Here is a 21,115-nt window from a genome sequence, read left to right on the forward strand (position 1 = left end):
AATTGCATATAGAAAATATATAAGAGTAAATATTAGTTTAACATTATAAGAATGAAATTTATCCCCCCTATTATTAAAAGTTTCAGTAAAGCCCCCAGTGTTAAGAGTTTTATGATACTTATTTCAATGATTCTATTATCATTGACACATGATGATTTATTTGCACAGACTGTGAGCGTTGATGTCTCTAATACGCCTGAACAGCTTGTAGATAGGCTTATGGATGGCTCATGTTCTATAAGATCCAATCAACGTATATCATCACCTCAATCTGTTGGTTACTTTACTAGTAATAATTCAAATTTCCCTATACAAGAAGGTATTATTATCCGAAATGGAAACGTATTGTTGTCTCAAGGACCTTATACGGGTCAGGGATTAAGTAGTGAATTAAGTAATAATGGAGATTCTGACTTACAGGAAATCAGTAATAATTCGGGACAAATATCTACCATTGTCGATGTAGGATTTTTAGAATTCGATTTTACGGCAAATGGAAATAATTTTAGCTTCAATTTTTTATTTGCATCTAATGAATATGGAGAATGGCAATGTGGTTTTAGTGATGTATTCGCTTTTTTGCTAACAGATCTTACTACCGGAGAAACTATCAATTTAGCTGTAGTTCCAGGTACCGAAACGCCAATATCTGTCAAAGATATTAGAGATAGTGCCTACAATTCTTCTTGTAATTCAGTAAATGAAGACTTATTTAGTACCTATAACGCCGCTAATCCTTCTTCATCTGTTTTAAATATGAGAGGTTATACTGTGGTTATGAATGCTTCAGCAGCAGTAACACCAGGGAACTCTTACCGAATTAAACTAGCAATAGGAGATTATAATGATTCCGATTTTGATTCCGCGGTATTTATTGAGGCCGGAAGTTTTAGTTCGTTTGTTTCTTTAGGAGAGGATCAAACTATATGTGGAAATGATGCTGTTACCTTAGACACTGGCATTTCAGATATGATAAATTACTCATTCGCTTGGTCTAAAGATGGCGCTCCTATTGTTGGAGAAAGTGATCCTTCAATCACGGTTAATGGAACAGGTGTTTATGGTGTCCTTGTTACCACAAATAATGGTTGTGTCTTATCGGATGAAATTATTATAAGCGATTTACAAATAGGGACTCCTATTGATTTAAATGAATGCGATAATGGAGCAGACACTTTTTTTGACCTAACGGTTAATGACGAAGGAGCATTAGGAGTAAATAGAGATCAGTATGAAGCTGTTTTTTACAGCTCGCAATCAAACGTAACAAATAATATTTCGATTCCAATAGATGAATTATCAAATTATCAAAGTTCAGGAAATCAAACTATTTACCTTAGATTCCGAGATAGAGATTCTAATGTGTTTTGCCCTACTCTACTGGATTTTAATTTAAGAGTTACAAGTTTTGACGTGGGAGAACCTAACGATTTTTCAATCTGTGAAAATATAGCCACAATTGATATTCCAAATACCGTTGAAAACCAAATTCTCAATGGACTAGATCCTGCTGAGTTTACGGTATCTTATTATAATAGTCTTGTTGATGCTACTAATGCAGAGAATGAAATTCAATCACCTTCGAACTTTAGTGTCCCATCTATTAATTCAACATTTTGGGCTAGAATGTCTAACAATGCTCTTGGATGCTTTGATATTGTTGATTTTAATGTAGATATAAATATTTTACCTAATATAGATATTTTGCCAGACATTACTGTTTGCGACAGTTTTGCATTACCAGCACTTACTGAAGGGAACTATTTTTCAGGACCGGAAGGAACTGGAACATCTTTTAATGCAGGAGATGTGATCTCTGGTTCTATAAGAATGTATATTTATAATACGAATGCAAATGGGTGTTCTGTTGAATCATCTTTCAGAATTTCAGTACTTCAGTCTTACTCCATAGAAACTGATTATTGTTCAGAATTTGTAGTGCCTGCAGCACCTTTTGGGAATTTTTACACAGCTTCTAATGGACCGAACGGGACGGGTACAATTCTTGATGTAGGGACCATATTGACAACCGATCAGAGAATATATTATTACGCTGAATTTGCAGGGAATTTTTGTACTGATAAACCATTTGATATTGTTATTCACACTCCTCCTCCAGTAGATACACACCCTGATATTACCTCTTGTACCAACTATACATTACCACCATTGACACACGGTAATTATTATACAGGACAAAATGGTACTGGGTTGGCACTTTTTGCCGGAGATATGCTAGATTCTTCGTTTAGTTATGTTTATATCTATAATAATGATGGCATGTGTTCTAGTGAAACACGTTTTTTAACTGTTATTATTGACCCGTCAGATTTTCCTGATGTTAATGCATGTGGAACTTATACAATACCTCAAATTGCAAGTGGTGTTGGAGGATACTTTACCGAACCAGGAGGGAATGGTACAGAACTATCCGTAGGCACTATCTTAAATACATCACAAGAAATATATTATTATGTCGAGACAACCGATGCAAACAATTGCACCACGGATTTATCGTTTAATGTAACTATTAATCCAATTCCTCCCATTTCAGATAACCTGACGGATGTTGTTACGTGTATTAATACTCCTTATCAGTTGCCATCGATTCAAAGTGGAAGATATTTCACGGAACCTAACGGTCAAGGGACTTTATTGCATGCTGGTGATACTATTTCAACCAGCCAAACTATTTATATTTATAATAGTAATGGATTTTGTTCAAGTGAACATAGTTTTGAAGTAGAAATACGTCCATTACCACCAATTGATAACTTTACCGATATATTTGTGTGTGAGCCTTATATTCTTCCTGAGTTATCTGTTGGAAGCTATTATACAGAACCAAATGCACAGGGCACACAGTTAAATTCGGGGGATGTTATAACTACTACGCAAACTATCTATATCTATGAAGAATATTCAGATTTAACAACATGCGCATCTGAAAATGTCTTTACCGTTAATGTTTTAGGAATTACTGTAGATCCCTTAGAGGATGTGAATGTATGTGATAGCTATGTGTTGCCAACATTAACTGTTGGGGATTACTATACAGAACCATTTGGGCAAGGAACACAATTAGTACAAGGCGATGTAATTACTGCAACACAAACACTATATATTTATGCAGAGAATGGAGATCGTTTTACGTGTTTTGATAATCATGAATTTACCGTTACCGTTTCTAGCACACCACTAATACAAAATTTTCAAAATCAAGAGAGTTGTGGGACCTATACCTTACCTACTATAAATACATCAAATTTGATGGTTACTTATTATAGACAACCCGATGGTGTGAACTTAATTAATCCTGCTGATTACACGCTAACAGAACCAGGAATTTATACAATACATGCTAGATCGCAAGACCCTAATAATGGGGCTTGTTATGTAGATGAAGTATTTAGTGTTACGGTGCATCCATTGCAAGAACTTCGTATTGAAGATGCAATTATTTGTGTTGATGCAGATTCTGGTTTAACCATACAATCTGCTACGTTAGAATCAAATTTAGATCCATCAATTTATGAGGTCAATTGGTATCTAAACAGTACCTTAATGGGAACGGGGTCGAGTTATGATGCAACAGAAGTTGGAACATACACTGTTGAAACAACAAAGTTGGTCCCTGATGTTGGTAGTGATTGTAATTATGGACCTACGCAAGTGGAAGTTAGAGCATCTAGCCCTCAAGCGAAAATCACTTTCCTTACAGAGCCTTTTGATCCACAAACGAATATTCGTGTAGATTTTATTGATCCTGGATTAGGAAACTATGAATATCAATTAAATAACGGACCATTTCAAACAAGTAATATTTTTTTAAACATCCCATTTGGAGATCATATAGTTACGATTAGAGATCTATCAAATTTGTGTGGAGATATGCAATTAACATTTACCTCGATATCTCACCCCTCTTTCTTTACACCTAATGGAGATGGCATTAATGACACATGGAATATTCCTGATTTAAGCAATATGTCGGATGTTACTATTAAAATTTTTGATCGTTACGGTAAATTCATAAAAGAAATAACACCTTCTGGAGAAGGTTGGAATGGTATGTCTAATAGCGGAGATGAGTTGCCATCAAATAGCTATTGGTTCAAAGTAGATTTTGTATTTGAAGGTGTGCAAAAAACGTATGCTTCTTATTTCGCATTAAAAAGAGGATAACATTTTATGCACTTCAATATTGTTGTTGACAACAATTATGATTTTATAAATAGTGACTTTATTGAAGTTTTAGTGTCATAAAGTAAAGAAATATACGTTCAAATAATTTGTAATTCAAAGTAACTTAAAATTATTGAACGTATAAGGTTTATTTTAACCAATGGTTTGTTATATTTAGACAATCGAAAAAGAAAACTTAATTGGGCGTAGTTAAATGGGGGCTATATTTACTGTTGTAAACAGTTATAAATGGACTTGCATGAATGTTGTCATGTATTCATTTTTAACTGTATTTCTTTTTATTGTTTCTTCTGTCAATTCTCAGACAGTTAGTGTGGATATTTCGAATACTCCTAACCAGCTCGTTGATATATTGATGGACGCGTCATGTGACGCTAGATCCAATCAAAGAGTGTCTTCTTCCCAATCTGTTGGGTATTTTAATAATAATAGCTCTAATTTTCCAATTAATGAAGGTGTTATTATTCGAAATGGAAATGCGCTTTTATCCCAAGGAGCATATACGGGGCTGGGTTTAAGCAGTCAAGTTACCACAGCCAGCGATTCTGATCTACAAACAATTTCTAATAATTTAGGACAAGTGTCTACCATTGTTGATGTGGGCTATTTAGAGTTTGATTTTGTGCCTAGTGGAAATCATTTTGGTTTCGATTTTTTGTTTGCTTCCAATGAATATGGAGAATGGCAATGTGGATTTAGTGATGTCTTTGCTTTTATCTTAACGAATTTAGACACAGGAGAAACAACAAATTTAGCTGTTGTACCCGGAACAACAAACTCAATATCTTCTGTCCGAGATATTAGAGACAATACATATAATTCATCTTGTAATTCTGTTAATAGTGATTTGTTTAGCACCTACAATGTAGATGATCCAACATCATCTTCTCTGAATATGAGAGGGTATACGATCTTAATGAATGCTTCGACAGGAGTAATACCTGGAAACAATTACAGGATAAAATTAGCGATTGGAGATTATAATGATTCTGATTTTGATTCAGCAATTTTCATAGCAGCAGGTAGTCTGGAAACATCAGTAAACCTAGGAGATGATGTTACTATTTGTAATTCGGAAAATATTACTTTAGATACTGAAATTAACGACACCATAAATTATTTGTTTGTATGGCGGAGAGATGGGGCTATTCTTACTGGGGAAAATAATCCAACATTGATTACTGATCAACCTGGTATATACGATGTCACGGTTACTACGAATGGTTGTGTACTTACAGATCAAGTAACTATTAGTAATTTACAGTTGACAACACCCCAAAATTTAACCGCCTGTGATAATGGAGCTAATACATTTTTCGATCTTACGATAAACAATGAAGCATCTGTAAACCTTGATAGTACAATTTTTGAATTGATGTATTACAGTTCATTGACAAATGCAATTAATAACGTTCCTATTCCGAATAGCGATTTAAACAATTATCAAAGTTCTGGTGGACAAATCATTTATGTTAGGGCTAGAAATAGGTTGACGAATGTAGTTTGTTCTTCAAGAGCTGAATTCGAATTGATCGCTTTAAATGTTGTCGCGACGGACCCAAATGATTTTAATGTTTGTGAAAATGCTGGAAGTATCCATATTCCAAACAATGTTCAAAACCAAATTTTAAATGGATTAAATATGGCGGAATATTCTATTGTTTATTATGAAAGTATGGCTGATGCTGCAAGTAATATGAACGCCATTATAAATGAAACGAATTATCCAGTTCCAGCTGTTAATACTCCTCTTTGGGCCAGACTTGTTAGCAATGCAAACTCAGATTGTTATGATATTGTAGATTTTATGATCAATATAGCAGCAGTTGCTCCTGTGGATGCATTACCAGATGTTACAGTATGTGATAACTACACGTTACCAAGTTTAACGAATGGAGGTTATTTTTCTCAATCAGGAGGAAATGGTACCTCCTATAACTCAGGAGATGTGATCAGCAGTTCTTCATTAATTTATATCTATAACACTAACGCTGATGGTTGTTCAAATGAAACTTCATTTAATGTACAGGTATCTCAAAGTTATACTATAGAAACAGATCATTGTGCGCAATTTGTTCTTCCTACACCTCCAATAGGGAGTTTTTTTACAGGACCTAATGGATCGGGTATCGAATTACCTCCAGGTACTACAATTACTTCTAATCAAAGAATTTATTATTTTTCTGAGTTCAACGGAGTACCCTGTGCAGATATCCCCTTTGATATAACCATACACACACCTCCACCTGTCGATACCTCACCAAATATAATAAGCTGTAATAATTATGTATTGCCACCATTGACAGATGGGAATTATTTTACTGGACAAAATGGTACAGGTTTAGCACTTTTCCCGGGCGATGAATTGACCAGCATATTTGACTTTATTTTTATATATAATGATGATGGCAGATGTACAAGTCAATCTGTATTCCGTGTTACTATTTTAGATATAGCAGATTTCCCCGATGTTACTACATGTGGAAGTTATACATTACCCCAAATATTAACGGGTCAAGGAGGATATTTTACAGCGCCTGGTGGTAATGGAATGGAGCTACCAGTTGGCACTATCTTAAGTACATCTCAAACAGTATACTATTATGTTGAGACTACAAATGGTAATAACTGTACAACAAACCTATCCTTTGAAGTTACCATTCTGCCAGCACCTCCAATTTCAGACCATTTTACGGACATCGTAAGATGTGTTGATGAACCCTATGAATTAGAAACAATTCAGTTTGGCAGTTATTATACACAGCCCAATGGTCAAGGAATACAATTAAACGCAGGTGATATTATTTCTACAAGCCAAACCATTTATGTATATGATACTAATGGAGTTTGCTCAAGTGAGCACAGTTTTGATGTAGAGATTCGGCCTTTACCTCAGATAGATGCTTTTACTGATATTTTCGTATGTGATCCATATACCTTGCCCGTACTTACTAATGGGAATTATTTTACAGCACCAAATGGCCAAGGGACTCAGTTAAATGCTGGTGATATAATATCAACCACTCAAACCCTCTATGTTTATAATGAATATCCAGATTTAACAACCTGCAGTTCAGAAAATGTGTTTACCGTTAACATTGTAGGGATCACTGTAGACCAATTAGAAGATGTAAGCATTTGCAATAATTATACATTACCACCACTTACTGTTGGTGAGTATTTTACTGAAGCTTTTGGTCAGGGAACTCAATTGTTTCCAGGGGATATTATTACAAGTACACAAACCCTTTTTATTTATGCTGAAGGTGGAGATCGTGTTACTTGCTTTGATAATCATGAGTTTACAGTTACTATTATAAATCTTCCTAGTTCTCAGAACTTTCAAAATCAGGAAGTTTGTGAAAGTTTTACCTTAGAGACATTTAATATTCCAGATGTTACAGTAACCTATTATAGACAACCCAATGCAGTAAATGAAATTGCCCCTGCGGATTTTACTTTAACAGAGCCTGGAATATATACGATACATGTTAGGTTGGTAAATGATAATGCTCCTGATTGTTTTAGAGATGAGGTGTTTAGTGTAACTGTGTATCCATTACAAGAATTACTCATAGAAGATGGAGTCATTTGTGTTGATTCAGAATCTGGTTTAACCACGCAATCTACAATCTTAGTATCTGGATTAGATCCGTCAATTTATACCGTAAATTGGTACTTGAATGCTACCTTGATGGGCACAGGTACTAATTATGAAGCTACTGAAGCTGGAACTTATACCGTTGAGACGATTAAATTAATTCCAGATGTGGGTAGTGATTGTAATTATGCGCCTACCCAAGTGGAAGTTATGGCTTCTAGCCCACGTGCCGAAATTACTTTTTTAACAGAACCTTTTGATCCAGAAGCAAATATTAGAATTGACTTTATTGATCCTGGTCTTGGCGCATTTGAATATCGCTTAAACACTGGTGCTTTTCAAGCAAGCAATATCTTTTTAGGAATTCCCTCAGGAGATCATACAATTACGATTCGAGATACTTCTAACTTCTGTGGAGATATAACAATACCATTTAGAGCTATTGGATATCCAAAGTTTTTTACACCAAATGGAGATGGGGTTAATGATACATGGAATATTCCGCATCTAAGTAATATTACGGATGCTACGATAAAAATTTTCGATAGATATGGGAAATTGGTAAAGGAAATTACTCCTGGAGGTGAAGGTTGGAATGGTCTATCTAATAGCGGAAACCTTCTTCCATCAAGTAGTTATTGGTTTAGAGTTGAGTATACTTTCGAGGGAGTACAAAGAACATATGTTTCCTATTTTGCCTTACAAAGAAAATAGTTCTAATACTATTGTAATCTATTTAATTCAATTATTTTTGCATGGTCGATTTAAATAGATTTTATGCATTGGATTAAACGAATTGGATATTACTTAATAGGACTGTCTTTGGGCTCCGTGGTTGTATTCTTTATATGGAAAGGAAAGGATGTGTCATTTGATTATGGTCCAGATGCTAGAACGCTTAAATCTATTCGTGTTAAAAAGATGATTTATTCAAATGATGCGTTAAACACACTTTCAAAAAACAGTCTTGACTCTACCGCAATACAGTCCATTCTTCTGAACGGAGATGTTAATTTTAGTAAGAGTGATCAACGCAAGAAACCTTGTGGTGAGTATTATATTTCTGGAAAGTATAATGAAAGCAACATAGATTTTTGGGTAATCCGTTGTGATTCTATTTCAACCATAGATAAGGTTTGGTTAAAATAGGTTAACAATTCCTGTACTTATCATGTAACCCTACACTTTCTAAAATCATAGGTACGATCTTTTCTAATCTAGACAATTTTGTAGCTTCTCTTTTGGCTTCTGAGATGTAATCAGCATATTCTCTTTTATGACTTAAAGAGAAGTTTTCATACTTTTCCTTTAACTCTGAATTACTATCAAGAGCATTCTGTAGTAGGTCAGGAATTACCAATGGCTTTCTTTGCGGTTTTATAGCTTTCCCGTTACGTTGATTATCAATAGCTTCCAACACATACACTCTTATAAGTTCTTCATCAATATCATCCATGGATACACAACGCCATTGACGTAATGCATTTGTCTTTCCTTCTTGCGCATTCATCAGCTTTCCATGTTTATCTTGTAGCAATGCACCTTGTGTAAACCACAATCCAAAATGATGCTTAAATGCCGCCATTCCTACTATATTCTTTCCTTTATCCGTGTAATATGGAGCTCCCCATTTTACTGTTTCCACTAAAGGAAGATCTAATAGAATACTTCGAAGCTTTTCCAATTCTTTCTTCCAGTTGGTTTGCTTGGCTATATATGCGGTAACTTTTGATTCCATGAACGACATGTTTTAGTGTGGACTACTAATCATCCATTGAACTCCAAATTGATCAATTAGGCTTCCAAACTTACCGCCCCAGAAAACATCATTATAGGGCATAGTTACTTCTCCATCTTCAGAAAGCCCTTTAAAGAAATCAGCCCCTTGTTCATCATCATCAGTTAAAATAGATACATGATAGGCATTCCCTTTGTGCACAGGCATATGAAAATTATCAGACGCTTTTATTTCACAGTCATTGCCTATACTTAGCGTTGCATGCATGATCTTATCTTCATTTCCTTTTACGATATACTCTGGAGGCCCATCTGAATAGCGCATAACTACCTCGTAGGCACCATCAAATACATTTTTATAAAAATCTAGAGCTTCCTCACAATTACCATCAAAGTTTAGGTATACATCACATTTCATAATTTATTTTTTTTGGTTAATGGTTTAAAGTTATTTATTTCTCAGCAATATTTTCAAAATAATGGGCTTTTATTTTTTCAACGTTCTTTATGGTCTTTTCCACCCATTCTACATATAGATGTTCCTGTTCATGTTGAGAAAGTTTCCAGTTACTAGTACTTGTGCGTAATCTTGTGGTTAGATCTTGTAGTATAATTGCAGCAGCTACAGAAATATTTAGACTTTCTGTAAAACCGACCATTGGAATTTTCAAATAACCATCTGCTTCCTCCATGATTTTGTCTGAAACCCCCTCCTTCTCTACTCCGAAAACAAATGCCGATTTCTTAGTAACATCAAAATCTTGTAACAGGCAAGAATCGTTATGCGGTGTGGTCGCAATGATCTGATATCCTTGGTTTCTTAAATTTTGTAAACATGGATCTGTATTGTTCATGTCTTGCCTATATCTATGAAACGTCAACCATTTTTGTGCACCTTTTGCCACATGTCGCGAAACTTTGTTTACATACTTATTCTCGATAACATGAAGATCTTGAATCCCAAATATATCACACGTTCTGACTACGGCACTAGCGTTATGCTGCTGGTAAATATCTTCTAACACAACTGTAAAATGACGAGTTCGCTCGTCCAATACTTTTTTAAACAGTGCTTTGCGTTTTTCTGTGAGATACCCCTCTAAATATGTCAATAAATTTTCATCCATCATAGAAGTGAACTTCTCTTACAAACATAATAAAATTCATACTTTTACTACGATGAAGAAATTAGTTGTATTAACGGGCGCAGGAATGAGCGCCGAAAGTGGTATCAAAACTTTTAGAGATGCCGATGGTTTATGGGAAGGGCATGATGTAATGGAAGTAGCGAGTCCAGAAGGTTATCGTAGAAACCCAGAATTAGTATTAGATTTTTATAACCAGCGAAGAAGGCAATTAAATGAGGTGTCGTCTAATGAAGGACATAAAAATCTAGCTAGTCTCGAAAAACACTATGAGGTAGCTATCGTAACTCAAAATGTAGATGACCTACATGAAAGAGCAGGAAGTTCTAATGTATTGCATTTGCATGGTCAATTAAGAAAAGTGAGAAGTACTTATGATCCTAATCTCATTTACCATTGGGAAAAAGATTTGGTGTTAGGAGACAAATGCGAAAAAGGTTCTCAACTACGCCCTCATATTGTTTGGTTCGGCGAGGATGTTCCCAAGATTCCAAAAGCAGTCGAAATTGTCGAACAGGCAGATGTTTTGGTCATTATAGGGACTTCTATGCAGGTGTACCCTGCCGCTGGGTTAATTGATTTTTGTAAACCAAATACCCCCATTTATTTTATAGACCCGAAACCGAGTATCTATGAAGGTTCTTATAGAAACCTTACCATTATTGAAGATACTGCTGTTGGTGGAACAAGTAAACTCCTTAAGAAGTTAATTGGTTAAAGTACTCGTATAACTCACCTTTTGAGATACTACTCCCCTTCTCTATGAGATCAAATAATTCATGGTTTCTTTCTAAGGCATACTTTTTTGTTCCGGTTAAATACTCTATGGCGTCATCTTTGGGATTTTGTAATAACCACTTGTATCCATCTTCTGAAAATAGATCAATATCATTATGAATGGTAATCACAATTCTCTGTATCACATGTTCATCACATTTAAAAAGATTGATAGAATTCTTTGAAAAGTGTTCCAGGTAGTTCACTTTGTTTAAAACATCCTCCCATACCATATCACTAAACAAGTTCAATTCTTCTTCGGCTAATTCTGGCTTATTCTTCTTGATCTCACCCCATTCTTGTACATCAATTTTTTGGGTCCCCAAAAATTGAGCAAACTCATGATGTAATGACTCTAATTGTTCTTTGGTAAGTTGCCTGTACTTCATAAAATTTTAATAAAAAAACCGCCTGTATTAAGGCGGTTCAAAGATCATCATTTCTAAGCTAATTAGAAAATATATCGTAATCCAAATTGCATTTGCCAACGAGATAACAGACTACTGTCTGTTCCGAATGTTTCCGTTAATGTAGCATCAAAAGAATAGATCGGAGTACTTGGGTTTGTAATGTTTCCGTTAATGTCTCTTGGAAAATCGACAGATATTGGAGAAAGGTTGTTAGGAACTTCTACCACTCCCCAGTTAGAACTCAATAAGTTTCCAAAATTTAGGATGTCTAGACTTAACTGAATCGTATTTGTTTTATCTCCTTTTATTGTAAAGTTAAAATCCTGTAAAATTTTAATATCCCATCTACTTCTCCAAGGTGCTATAGCTCCGTAACGTTCCATATACTTACCACGATTATTACTTAGATAATCATCTTGTTGAATATAGGCTTCAAAAGCTTGCGCTTGTTGTTGAGCAGTTTCACCGTTAGGCCCTGAGGCAGAAAATGTCATTAAATTTACTTCTGAGATCGTAGGTATATATAACAGGTCATTATTCTGAAAAGAAGAATCGCCATTAATATTACCTGCATAGGTATAATTGAATCGACCACCCTGTGCATATTCAAAGAAAGCCGTAATTGTTGTTGGAGAATTACCTCCAAAGAATGTAAACTTTTTAGATAACACACCTACAAACCTATGTGTATCTCCGTATTTAGAGAAAGAAAGTACATCATTGTTTGCATTCCCTGTATTTGGGTTAAAATCAAATGCATCTCCAGTAATTTCAGCTTCAATCGAGTTCACATCTTTGGCATTCAAATAGTTATATGCAATACTCGTGTACAAACCATTCTCATAGGTTCTTTGAAGTTTGAACGTTGTATTCCATATTCTCCCTTTATCAGAGTTTGTGAAAACATAGGCATTATTGCTAATAAAATCTCCTGGTAAATAAATAGGTCTATTATCTCCTGGAGCATTTAGTCTTCCTGAAGGGTTTCTTAAACCCCAATTCTGCACATGTGCTCCATTGATGTCTTTTGTATAAGAAACATCGGCAGAAGCTACTAAACCACTCTCAAATCGATGGTCTACTCCTACATTTGTTCGCCAAACTTGTGGCCATTTAAAATCAGGATCTACTACTTGATAGAAAAAGAAATCCAGCCCTTGAACTTGATTACCTAACCATACAAAAGGAAAACGACCTGTAAATACTCCAGATCCACCTCGTACTTGTGTAACTCCTTCCCCATCTACATCCCAATTAAATCCGACTCTTGGAGATATCAAAAAGCTATTACTTGGAAGCTGTCTTGAATCTAGTTTCGTAATTTGATTGGTATTAGGGTTAAAATAATCATTATTAGGTTGAAATGTAAAAGGCTTTCGAGCAATATTCTCATCAATTTTGTCTTGCGTGTCAAAATATAGTGGTTTGTCAAAACGAATACCATAGGTCAATTTAAAATCATCGTTGATATTCCATTCATCCTGGACATAAAATGATAATTGTCCTACATTGGTCTCTGCTAAAGACCAACCTTGACCGTCTGGTAACGCGTTGTTTGCATCTGCAACACTTTGTGCATTCGCCAATGCGGCTGCCATAGTTCCATCGTTTACATCTGTAAGGAAGGCTGCAAGGCTAGGATAAGAAGCAAAGGCTCCTACTTCTTGCACAAAATCTCCGTTTTCATCATATCCATATGCTCCTAAATTAAAAGAATTGTCGAATTGGAATTTTTCAAAAGAAAATCCTGCAGTTATAGTATGATCTCCAGAAAAGAAATTGGCATTATTGGTCACTTGAAATACTTTTTGATCTAATCTATTGTGGATAGAAAAAGGTTCGTGACCTGCAATAATGTAATTATTTCCATTACCATCTTTAATGGTAATAGCTGGTGCAGGTGTAGATAATGGATCTCTAAAATCATCGAAATGCGTATACCCTACTTGTAATTTATTCGTAATCTTATCTGTGATGGTAGAATTTAATTCTAGTTGGAAAGAATTGATATTATTGTTGATCTCATATCCTGAATTTTCAAATTGTAACGTTTGAAAACTGGGACCTCTAAGACCAAGAGCTGTTGGGTGTGCCGGTTTTTCTTTAGAAGCATTCAGAAAATTATAAATTAAGGCTAACCTGTTCTTTTCATTTAGATTCCAGTCTAATTTAATAATTCCTTTGGTAGATTCTGCACCATAGGTAAAATCATCATATCTTCCAGTATTATAACCTAGGCCAGCTAGCGCATTTTGTACAGTAATTAAATCAGCTTGGGCTACACTCGATTCATTAATAGCACCTGAACCGGTATTAGGAACCCACCCGTTAGTTCCAAGGTCAGATCGATCATCCTTTTCAAAATTAGCAAAAAAGAATACTTTATTTTTTACAATGGGACCTCCAATACTGAAACCGAATTGCGTTTGACTCAAATCGGGTTTGGTAACATTATCTCCTTTAATAGTCCCGCCGGTTAAACTTTCATCTCTAAAAAAGCTATAGGCCGTTCCTTTAAACTCATTGGTACCACTCTTTGTTACTGCATTTACTGAAGCGCCAGTAAAACCTGAAAGTGTCACATCGTATGGAGCAATAGAAACAGAAATTTGCTCAATTGCATCTAACGAAATAGGTTGTGCATCTGTTTGGCCACCAGGCGTTGGTGCATCTAAACCAAATGGATTATTAAAAATAGATCCATCTAAAGAAAAGTTATTAAACTGATCATTTCTCCCGCCGAATGAATTTCCGCTTGCGGTAGGCTCTAACCTTGTGAAGTCAGTAGCCGAACGTGAAATTGTTGGCAAGGTTTTTAATTGTTGAGCGCTTACATTAGTTTGAGCTCCGGTTCTGTCTTTGCCAAAGACCTTACTACTAGAAGCCTTTATTACTATTTCATCTAACTTAGTACCTTCTTCGGTAAGTGTACCATTTACAGTGGTTGTTTTACCTAAGGTTAAAAAAATAGCTGTTACATCCTGAGAAGTAAAACCAACATAGCTAAACGTAACTTTGTATGGTCCTCCTACTCGTAGGTTAGGGATAGTGTATTTTCCATTTTCCTGGGTAATGGTTCCAGATACGGTACCAGTAGGAATGTGTAGTACGGCTACGGTTGCTCCAAAAAGCACTTCGCCTTTACTATCTGTTACGGTTCCTTTAATCTTAGATGTGGTTACCTGAGCGTGAGCTATGAAACTCATACCACCAAATAACAACAAAAAAGGAAGTAGTTTTTTTATCATTTTGTTTGATTTAAAAGTTATTCCCTTAAATATAAGCATAAAAAAACCCATACATTATGTATGGGTTATACTATTTATTAACAGATAGTTAACAGTAATTTATTTTTCTGCAACTACTTCAAAAGTAATGTCAGCAACTACTTCTCTGTGTAATCTTACAGAAGCGTTGTACTTACCTAATCTTTTTACAGAACCTCCAATAACTTTAATGTATTTCTTGTCAACTTCTGTTCCAGATTTAGCAATAGCTTCGGCAACATTAATATTGTTTACAGAACCAAATAATTTGTCTCCTGTACCTACTTTAGAAGCGATTTTAATCTCTAAACCTTTAATAGCTTCTGCTAACTTGTTAGCATCTTCAATTAATTTAGCTTCTTTAAATGCACGTTGCTTTACGTTTTCAGCTAATACTTTCTTTGCAGAAGAAGTAGCTAAAATTGCTTGACCTTGAGGAATTAAGAAATTTCTACCATATCCATTCTTAACAGTTACGATATCATCTTTAAATCCTAAATTTTCTACGTCTTGTTTTAATATCAATTCCATGATTCTACTTCTTTAATTATTTTAACATATCTCCAACGTAAGGCATTAATGCTAAATGACGAGCTCTTTTAATAGCTTGTGCAACTTTACGTTGATATTTTAATGATGTTCCTGTTAAACGTCTTGGTAAGATTTTACCTTGTTCGTTTACTAAATACATTAAGAAGTCTGCATCTTTATAATCGATGTACTTAATACCACTCTTTTTAAAACGACAGTATTTAGCTTCCTTTTTTGTGTCTATGTCAAGCGGGGTTAAGTAACGTACTTCACCTTGCTTGTTTCCTTTTGCTTGTTGTTCTATTGATGATGCCATGTCTTATTTTTTTGCAGATTTAACACGTTCTCTTCTTTTTTCAGCCCAAGCTGCAGCATGTGTATCTAACTTTACAGTTAAATAACGCATAACGCTATCATCTCTTCTGAACTCTAATTCAAAAGCAGAAATAGCTTCTCCTGCTACTTTGTAGTCTAGTAAGTGATAAAAACCACTTTTTTTCTTTTGGATAGGGTATGCTAATTTTTTTAAGCCCCAGTCCTCTTTCGAAATCATTTCGGCACCTTTAGAAACCAAATAGTCCTCAAACTTTTGTACTGTTTCCTTTATCTGAGTGTCAGATAAAACGGGATTCAAAATGAAAACAGTTTCGTAATGATTCATAATGTTTGTTTAAAATTTATTTTAAGGCTGCAAATATAGTGACTTTTTTTGTTTTAACCATGCATCTTTTGCATATAAAAATTGTCATCTTTGTGTTCTAAAACCATCAAATACATGGATATACCGGAAATGCCCAATTTAATTCATTATGCTATTCCTTTTTTTGCATTAACAGTGATTATCGAAATAATCGCTACAGTACGTATAAAATCTAAGGATTATGAATATAAAGATGCGATCACCTCGATTATAATGGGGTTGGGTAATGTAGGTATAGGGTTGCTCTCAAAAGGAATGGTGTTTTTCTTTTTATTGCTGGTTTACAACTATTTACGAATGTTTACAATTCCATTTAGCTGGTGGGCATGGGTATTAATTCTATTTGCCGATGATCTTACCTACTATTGGAATCATAGAATTGGTCATACCGTCCGGTTTTTTTGGGCAAGCCATATTGTACACCACTCTTCACAAAAATATAATTTGAGTACAGCATTACGTCAGACTTGGACAGGAAGTTTCACCTCATTTATTTTTTATCTATGGTTGCCTTTGTTGGGCTTTCATCCAGCGATGATTTTGATGCAAATGTCTATCAGTTTGATTTATCAATATTGGATTCATACAGAATTGATTGGTAAAATGCCAAGGTGGTTTGAGTTTATTTTTAATACACCTTCTCATCATCGAGTGCATCATGCTACAAATCCACAATATTTGGATCGCAACCATGCAGGTATTTTTATTATTTGGGATCGAATGTTTGGTACTTTTGAACCCGAAGTGGAAGAACCAATATATGGGCTTACTAAAAATATTGATACTTATAATCCTATAAAAGTGGCATTTAATGAATGGTATTTCTTATTGAAAGATCTATTTAGATCTAAGACAAATATTACTAACAAGCTTAAATACCTTTTAAAGCCCCCTGGTTGGAAACATGATGGTACAGGTATATTATCTAGTGACTTAAGGAAAAAATGGAAAGAGAAGATGTAAAAAAAGCCAGCATAAAGCTGGCTTTCATAATTAATCCAAATCGAATCTGACTCCGATAGAAATATTCCGTGTTTCTGTATTTTTAAAGAATGGATTCAAATCATATTTCACATATAATCCTGTACTTCTATAGGCAAAGTATGTACTGATACCATAATTTATAATATTTGTATTAAATGTCCCACGCTGCAACTCTTCTACTCTAGTGCCCGAAAGATCGGTATATTCTAAGTATTGTCTTGTGCCTAACTTAAACCCTGCAAATCCACCAATTCCTATTCTAAATGAATTGTTTCGTCGATCTCGTATTCTTCCATCATCATATACCCTATTTTTAGAAAAATCAAATTCTAAATGTACTGGAAAGATCATTTGCACATGTCTTAACCTACTTTCGGATAAACTTCCTGCAAAGGTTTGCAATTCAGTAACATCACCATTAACCACATGATATTGATTGTTCTCTGCTCTTAAATTATTCCACAGAAATGAGATTCCGTATTTTAAATAAGTCTGAGAAGCTTGTCTGCTTAACCTATACTTAGCTGTTAAACCAACTTCATAAAATCTAGATTTCCAGAACATGTATGGAGAATTATTTAAAGAAGAGATTTTATGATCTTGAAGCACATTATTCGCTCCCATGGCGAAAATGAATTGAGTTGTTGTTCTTCGATTCCACCTACGTTGTCGCCTATTTCGCCATCGATCTTCTATATCTCTTTTGGTATCGTTGCTTATTCTAAGTTTAAAAGTGTTTTTACCAATGGTCAGAATGTTTTCTTCATAATAGTCGTCATCATAAAAGATCTTTCCGTCTATTTTATCCTGGACTAATTGTTGAAGTTTTAACTCCTCCACACTCACCAATCGTTCGATATTCTTTGCGTGATACTCAGCGGCTTCTTTTTTTAATTTTTTCCCTTCTTCTCTGGTGATGTCTCCTCTATCAACCTTACGATTTATATCTCGAACTCTATCTTTAAGAGAATCCTTTTGTTGTTTTGTAATTCTATCAATCCTTTTTGATATTTTTTTTACTTCTTCCTCAAAGCTTCCGCGCTGAGAAAAAGCCATAGTTGTACTTAACAACACTAGTATAAGTAGTATTCTTTTCATGGTATTCGTTTTAATTTTTTGTAATGTTAATCGTTTCTTGAAGCGATAGCCGTTGCTAGATCTGACACACGCTTTTTGATAATTTTCATAAAGTTCTCTTTAAAACTGGCATCATCAATATCTCGCTCTACATCCGCTAGTATAGCTCTTGCATCTATCTTTAAATTCGATTTTTTTAATTGTAATTTAATCGATTTTAATACATCCTCTCTATCCAATTTATGCGCTCTATAATAAGCGATCACTTCTTTTTCGGTATGTGTAACGGAATACAATAGTGCATCACTATTTACAGAAATTCGAGAGGTGCTTTTCTTATTGCTAGCTGCTATGCCTAAATCTGTCTTGATTTTATTCTCCTTAGCTACTGGATTTTTTATTATCGCAATTACCTCTTTAGGAGGTGCAATAGTCTTTGTTGTTTTTGCAGGAACCACTTTTTTATTTCGATAGTTTCCTTTTTTTATTGACACTTTTTGCGGAGTAATTTCTTCTTTTGAAATATTTTTTGCAGCCACAATAGCGTCATTTTCTTCCAGAACATTATTCAATTCCTTTTTAAGTTCTGGCAACTTTACAGGTTTATCTACAATCATCTTCTCAGGTATGATTGGTTCTTCAATCGTATCCGTTTTTGTCGATAGTAAAAAAACTGAAACTAGTAATAAAATGGAAGCCGCTGAGCTTATATAAAAAAACCGCCTTCTTCTTTTTCTTCTAGCATGCATGTCTAATTGATCTGACAATCGTTCCCATGCTGATACTGAAGGTTGAATAGCTCTCTCTTCAAATTTATCTTTTATGTCCTTATCTATCCCCATTACTAATCGCGTTCATTTTAATATAATTCTCTTGTAACCATTTTCTGGCTTTAAATAATTGTGACTTCGACGTACTCACTGTTATCCCTAATTTTTCAGCTATTTCTGCATGTTTAAAACCTTCTATTGCAAAAAGGTTAAATACAATTTTATAGCCTTCGGGTAACGCATCAATCAACTTTTGAATATCTTCTACAGATGTGTTTTCTAAACTTTCTGTAGCTTCATCATTAAACATGAAATCTTCATCCGTTAATTGTATAGGGTTTTTCTTACGTAGGTAGGATATACATGTATTAATCATTATTCTTCGAATCCAACCTTCAAAACTCCCTTCGTTCTTAAACTTATGTAAGTTTGTAAAAACCTTTAAAAATCCAGTAAGCATCAAATCTTCAGCATGATGATTATCTTTTACATACTGTCTACAAACACCCAACATTTTAGGAGCATACTGCTCGAACAATTGTTGTTGAGCGTCCCTACTTTGTCTGCTTGCTTTCTTTAATAAGGAAGCTTGAGAAGTATGTAATGGAATAATTTTCAATCTAGATCTTTTGGTTTTATTGCCTTACAAATATATAGACTACATACTTGTAAAAATGGTTGCTTAAACAATAATTATTTTTTGTTTAGCTTAGCTATGTATATTACTAACAAACTTAATACCAATCTAATGAGTAGATCTAAATCGAGAAGAACATTTATTAAAAAAGGGGTCTTGTTAGGAGTTGGAATCTCACTACTGGGTGAGTCATTGTATGCTTGCACAGCCAACAAAACATCAGAAAAACTGAGTATTTTGATTCTCGGTGGTACTAGTTTTTTAGGCCCTCATCAAATAGCATATGCCATTTCTAAAGGGCATTCTGTAAGTACATTTACTAGAGGTAAGACAAAACCAACAATTCATAGAGATGTCTTTGATAAGGTTGAACAATTGATTGGAGATAGAGAGAATGACCTTTCAGCCTTGGAAAATAGACATTGGGATGTGGTAATTGATAATTCTGGACGAAAAACTGATTGGACCAGAAAGACAGCGAACTTATTGAAAGAAAAATCAGGGATTTATCTATATATATCATCAACTGGTGTCTATTTCCCATATACATCGGGTGGTATAAAAGAAGACGCAAAGGTCTTATTAAATACTCCTAAAGGAGTTACGGATGATGTTTTGAAAATGAGCTATGATTATGGTGTGATGAAAGCAAATTCTGAATTAGAAGCTGAAAAAGCTTTTGGAGTCGACAGAACGATTGTGGTGCGGCCTACATATATGTTTGGCCCCGGAGATTTGACAAATCGATTTATACATTGGCCAATTCGATTGTCTAAAGGAGGCAACATCTTGGTGCCAGGAAAAGAAGACGACCCCGTACAATATATTGATGTGAGAGATGTTGCCGAATGGTGTATTCGACTTGCTGAAAATAAGACTCACGGAACTTTTAACGCTGTTGGTCCATCTGAGCCTATGACAATGCAAAACTTCGTTAAAAAGGCAGCATCTACATTCGATGTTAACAACCATCTTATATATATAGATGATTATGACTTTTTGAAGAAAAATAAGGTGCACTATATAGTTCCCTGGATTATGCAGGATGCCTATAGTTATGGCTCTGCACGAGTAAGTACCGAAAAAGCAAAGAAAAACGGGTTGACCTATAGAAACCTAAAAAAATCTATTAAAGAGACTCATGATTGGTGGTACTCTGATGCTTTAACAGACGAAATTCGTGAGCGATTTGAAGGTAATCCCAATACTGTTTTGGCAAGAGAAGAAGAAATCTTGAATAAATGGAAAGCTCTAACAAAGAACTAAATAGCCCA

At 34.7% G+C, this 21,115-nt stretch carries 17 protein-coding genes; 6 read left to right on the forward strand and 11 right to left on the reverse strand.

Annotation, left to right across the window (positions count from 1 at the left end; all coding sequences use genetic code 11):
* Positions 1-51: 51 nt before the first annotated feature.
* From RQM59_RS05785 to RQM59_RS05795, 3 genes are all read left to right on the forward strand, one after another.
* Entirely contained in the window at positions 52-4,185 is a 4,134-nt protein-coding gene (locus tag RQM59_RS05785; protein WP_349241136.1) for a T9SS type B sorting domain-containing protein, read from the forward strand.
* A gap of 259 nt (positions 4,186-4,444) precedes the next feature.
* Positions 4,445-8,521, forward strand: coding sequence for a T9SS type B sorting domain-containing protein (locus RQM59_RS05790; RefSeq protein WP_349241137.1), 4,077 nt, complete (start codon positions 4,445-4,447; stop codon positions 8,519-8,521).
* Between the two features lie 63 nt (positions 8,522-8,584).
* The gene (locus tag RQM59_RS05795) at positions 8,585-8,956 is read left to right on the forward strand and encodes a DUF4258 domain-containing protein (RefSeq protein WP_349241138.1); all 372 of its coding nucleotides are present in this window, start codon (positions 8,585-8,587) and stop codon (positions 8,954-8,956) included.
* 1 nt (position 8,957) lies between these two features.
* Here the strand turns inward: RQM59_RS05795 and RQM59_RS05800 are convergent, their stop codons facing one another.
* From RQM59_RS05800 to RQM59_RS05810, 3 genes are read right to left on the reverse strand one after another with little or no spacing between them, the layout of a single operon-like run.
* Entirely contained in the window at positions 8,958-9,545 is a 588-nt protein-coding gene (locus tag RQM59_RS05800; RefSeq protein WP_349241139.1) for a YdeI/OmpD-associated family protein, read from the reverse strand.
* A gap of 12 nt (positions 9,546-9,557) precedes the next feature.
* Positions 9,558-9,962, reverse strand: a complete 405-nt coding sequence (locus RQM59_RS05805) for a VOC family protein (protein WP_349241140.1) — start codon at positions 9,960-9,962, stop codon at positions 9,558-9,560.
* A 34-nt stretch (positions 9,963-9,996) separates the two neighbouring features.
* Positions 9,997-10,674: a TrmH family RNA methyltransferase gene (locus tag RQM59_RS05810; RefSeq protein ID WP_349241141.1), complete on the reverse strand. Its 678-nt coding sequence runs from the start codon at positions 10,672-10,674 to the stop codon at positions 9,997-9,999.
* A 49-nt stretch (positions 10,675-10,723) separates the two neighbouring features.
* Between RQM59_RS05810 and RQM59_RS05815 the strand changes: the two genes are divergently transcribed.
* On the forward strand, positions 10,724-11,407 hold the full coding sequence (locus tag RQM59_RS05815) for an SIR2 family NAD-dependent protein deacylase (RefSeq protein ID WP_349241142.1): 684 nt from the start codon (positions 10,724-10,726) through the stop codon (positions 11,405-11,407).
* Here the strand turns inward: RQM59_RS05815 and RQM59_RS05820 are convergent.
* The 5 genes from RQM59_RS05820 to rpsF all read right to left on the reverse strand — a co-directional run bounded on the left by RQM59_RS05820 (position 11,388) and on the right by rpsF (position 16,334).
* Positions 11,388-11,855 carry a DUF6495 family protein gene (locus RQM59_RS05820; RefSeq protein WP_349241143.1) on the reverse strand — a complete coding sequence of 156 codons (468 nt, stop codon included), beginning with the start codon at positions 11,853-11,855 and terminating at the stop codon, positions 11,388-11,390. The genes RQM59_RS05815 and RQM59_RS05820 overlap by 20 nt on opposite strands.
* 62 nt (positions 11,856-11,917) lie before the next feature.
* The gene (locus RQM59_RS05825; protein WP_349241144.1) at positions 11,918-15,124 is read right to left on the reverse strand and encodes a TonB-dependent receptor; all 3,207 of its coding nucleotides are present in this window, start codon (positions 15,122-15,124) and stop codon (positions 11,918-11,920) included.
* Positions 15,125-15,223: 99 nt separating this feature from the next.
* Positions 15,224-15,673, reverse strand: coding sequence for a 50S ribosomal protein L9 (gene rplI, locus RQM59_RS05830; RefSeq protein ID WP_349241145.1), 450 nt, complete (start codon positions 15,671-15,673; stop codon positions 15,224-15,226).
* A 16-nt stretch (positions 15,674-15,689) separates the two neighbouring features.
* Entirely contained in the window at positions 15,690-15,989 is a 300-nt protein-coding gene (gene rpsR / locus RQM59_RS05835; protein WP_349241146.1) for a 30S ribosomal protein S18, read from the reverse strand.
* A gap of 3 nt (positions 15,990-15,992) precedes the next feature.
* Positions 15,993-16,334 (reverse strand): 30S ribosomal protein S6, encoded by a 342-nt coding sequence (gene rpsF / locus RQM59_RS05840; protein ID WP_349241147.1) that lies wholly within the window; start codon positions 16,332-16,334, stop codon positions 15,993-15,995.
* A 114-nt stretch (positions 16,335-16,448) separates the two neighbouring features.
* Here rpsF and RQM59_RS05845 point away from each other — a divergent pair, with 114 nt between their 5' ends.
* The gene (locus RQM59_RS05845; RefSeq protein ID WP_349241148.1) at positions 16,449-17,336 is read left to right on the forward strand and encodes a sterol desaturase family protein; all 888 of its coding nucleotides are present in this window, start codon (positions 16,449-16,451) and stop codon (positions 17,334-17,336) included.
* Positions 17,337-17,366: 30 nt separating this feature from the next.
* On the opposite strand, the gene RQM59_RS05850 is transcribed toward RQM59_RS05845, so the two are convergent.
* Genes RQM59_RS05850 through RQM59_RS05860 form a run of 3 tightly spaced genes read right to left on the reverse strand, consistent with a single transcriptional unit; the run spans position 17,367 to position 19,823 of the window.
* Entirely contained in the window at positions 17,367-18,455 is a 1,089-nt protein-coding gene (locus RQM59_RS05850; protein ID WP_349241149.1) for a hypothetical protein, read from the reverse strand.
* 26 nt (positions 18,456-18,481) lie between these two features.
* Positions 18,482-19,276, reverse strand: coding sequence for a hypothetical protein (locus RQM59_RS05855; RefSeq protein WP_349241150.1), 795 nt, complete (start codon positions 19,274-19,276; stop codon positions 18,482-18,484).
* Entirely contained in the window at positions 19,263-19,823 is a 561-nt protein-coding gene (locus RQM59_RS05860; protein WP_349241151.1) for an RNA polymerase sigma factor, read from the reverse strand. The genes RQM59_RS05855 and RQM59_RS05860 overlap by 14 nt, the downstream gene beginning before the upstream one ends.
* A gap of 129 nt (positions 19,824-19,952) precedes the next feature.
* Here RQM59_RS05860 and RQM59_RS05865 point away from each other — a divergent pair, with 129 nt between their 5' ends.
* Positions 19,953-21,107, forward strand: a complete 1,155-nt coding sequence (locus RQM59_RS05865) for an NAD-dependent epimerase/dehydratase family protein (protein WP_349241152.1) — start codon at positions 19,953-19,955, stop codon at positions 21,105-21,107.
* The last annotated feature ends 8 nt before the right edge of the window (positions 21,108-21,115 follow it).

The organism is Asprobacillus argus (genome assembly GCF_032248395.1).
GTDB classification, from domain to species: Bacteria; Bacteroidota; Bacteroidia; order Flavobacteriales; family Flavobacteriaceae; genus Polaribacter; species Polaribacter argus.

Coding starts and splice junctions, on each gene's coding strand:
- RQM59_RS05785 (WP_349241136.1), top strand. CDS start 52: ATGAAATTTATCCCCCCTATTATTAAAAGTTTCAGTAAAGCCCCCAGT.
- RQM59_RS05790 (WP_349241137.1), top strand. CDS start 4,445: ATGAATGTTGTCATGTATTCATTTTTAACTGTATTTCTTTTTATTGTT.
- RQM59_RS05795 (WP_349241138.1), top strand. CDS start 8,585: ATGCATTGGATTAAACGAATTGGATATTACTTAATAGGACTGTCTTTG.
- RQM59_RS05800 (WP_349241139.1), bottom strand. CDS start 9,545: ATGGAATCAAAAGTTACCGCATATATAGCCAAGCAAACCAACTGGAAG.
- RQM59_RS05805 (WP_349241140.1), bottom strand. CDS start 9,962: ATGAAATGTGATGTATACCTAAACTTTGATGGTAATTGTGAGGAAGCT.
- RQM59_RS05810 (WP_349241141.1), bottom strand. CDS start 10,674: ATGATGGATGAAAATTTATTGACATATTTAGAGGGGTATCTCACAGAA.
- RQM59_RS05815 (WP_349241142.1), top strand. CDS start 10,724: ATGAAGAAATTAGTTGTATTAACGGGCGCAGGAATGAGCGCCGAAAGT.
- RQM59_RS05820 (WP_349241143.1), bottom strand. CDS start 11,855: ATGAAGTACAGGCAACTTACCAAAGAACAATTAGAGTCATTACATCAT.
- RQM59_RS05825 (WP_349241144.1), bottom strand. CDS start 15,124: ATGATAAAAAAACTACTTCCTTTTTTGTTGTTATTTGGTGGTATGAGT.
- rplI (WP_349241145.1), bottom strand. CDS start 15,673: ATGGAATTGATATTAAAACAAGACGTAGAAAATTTAGGATTTAAAGAT.
- rpsR (WP_349241146.1), bottom strand. CDS start 15,989: ATGGCATCATCAATAGAACAACAAGCAAAAGGAAACAAGCAAGGTGAA.
- rpsF (WP_349241147.1), bottom strand. CDS start 16,334: ATGAATCATTACGAAACTGTTTTCATTTTGAATCCCGTTTTATCTGAC.
- RQM59_RS05845 (WP_349241148.1), top strand. CDS start 16,449: ATGGATATACCGGAAATGCCCAATTTAATTCATTATGCTATTCCTTTT.
- RQM59_RS05850 (WP_349241149.1), bottom strand. CDS start 18,455: ATGAAAAGAATACTACTTATACTAGTGTTGTTAAGTACAACTATGGCT.
- RQM59_RS05855 (WP_349241150.1), bottom strand. CDS start 19,276: ATGGGGATAGATAAGGACATAAAAGATAAATTTGAAGAGAGAGCTATT.
- RQM59_RS05865 (WP_349241152.1), top strand. CDS start 19,953: ATGAGTAGATCTAAATCGAGAAGAACATTTATTAAAAAAGGGGTCTTG.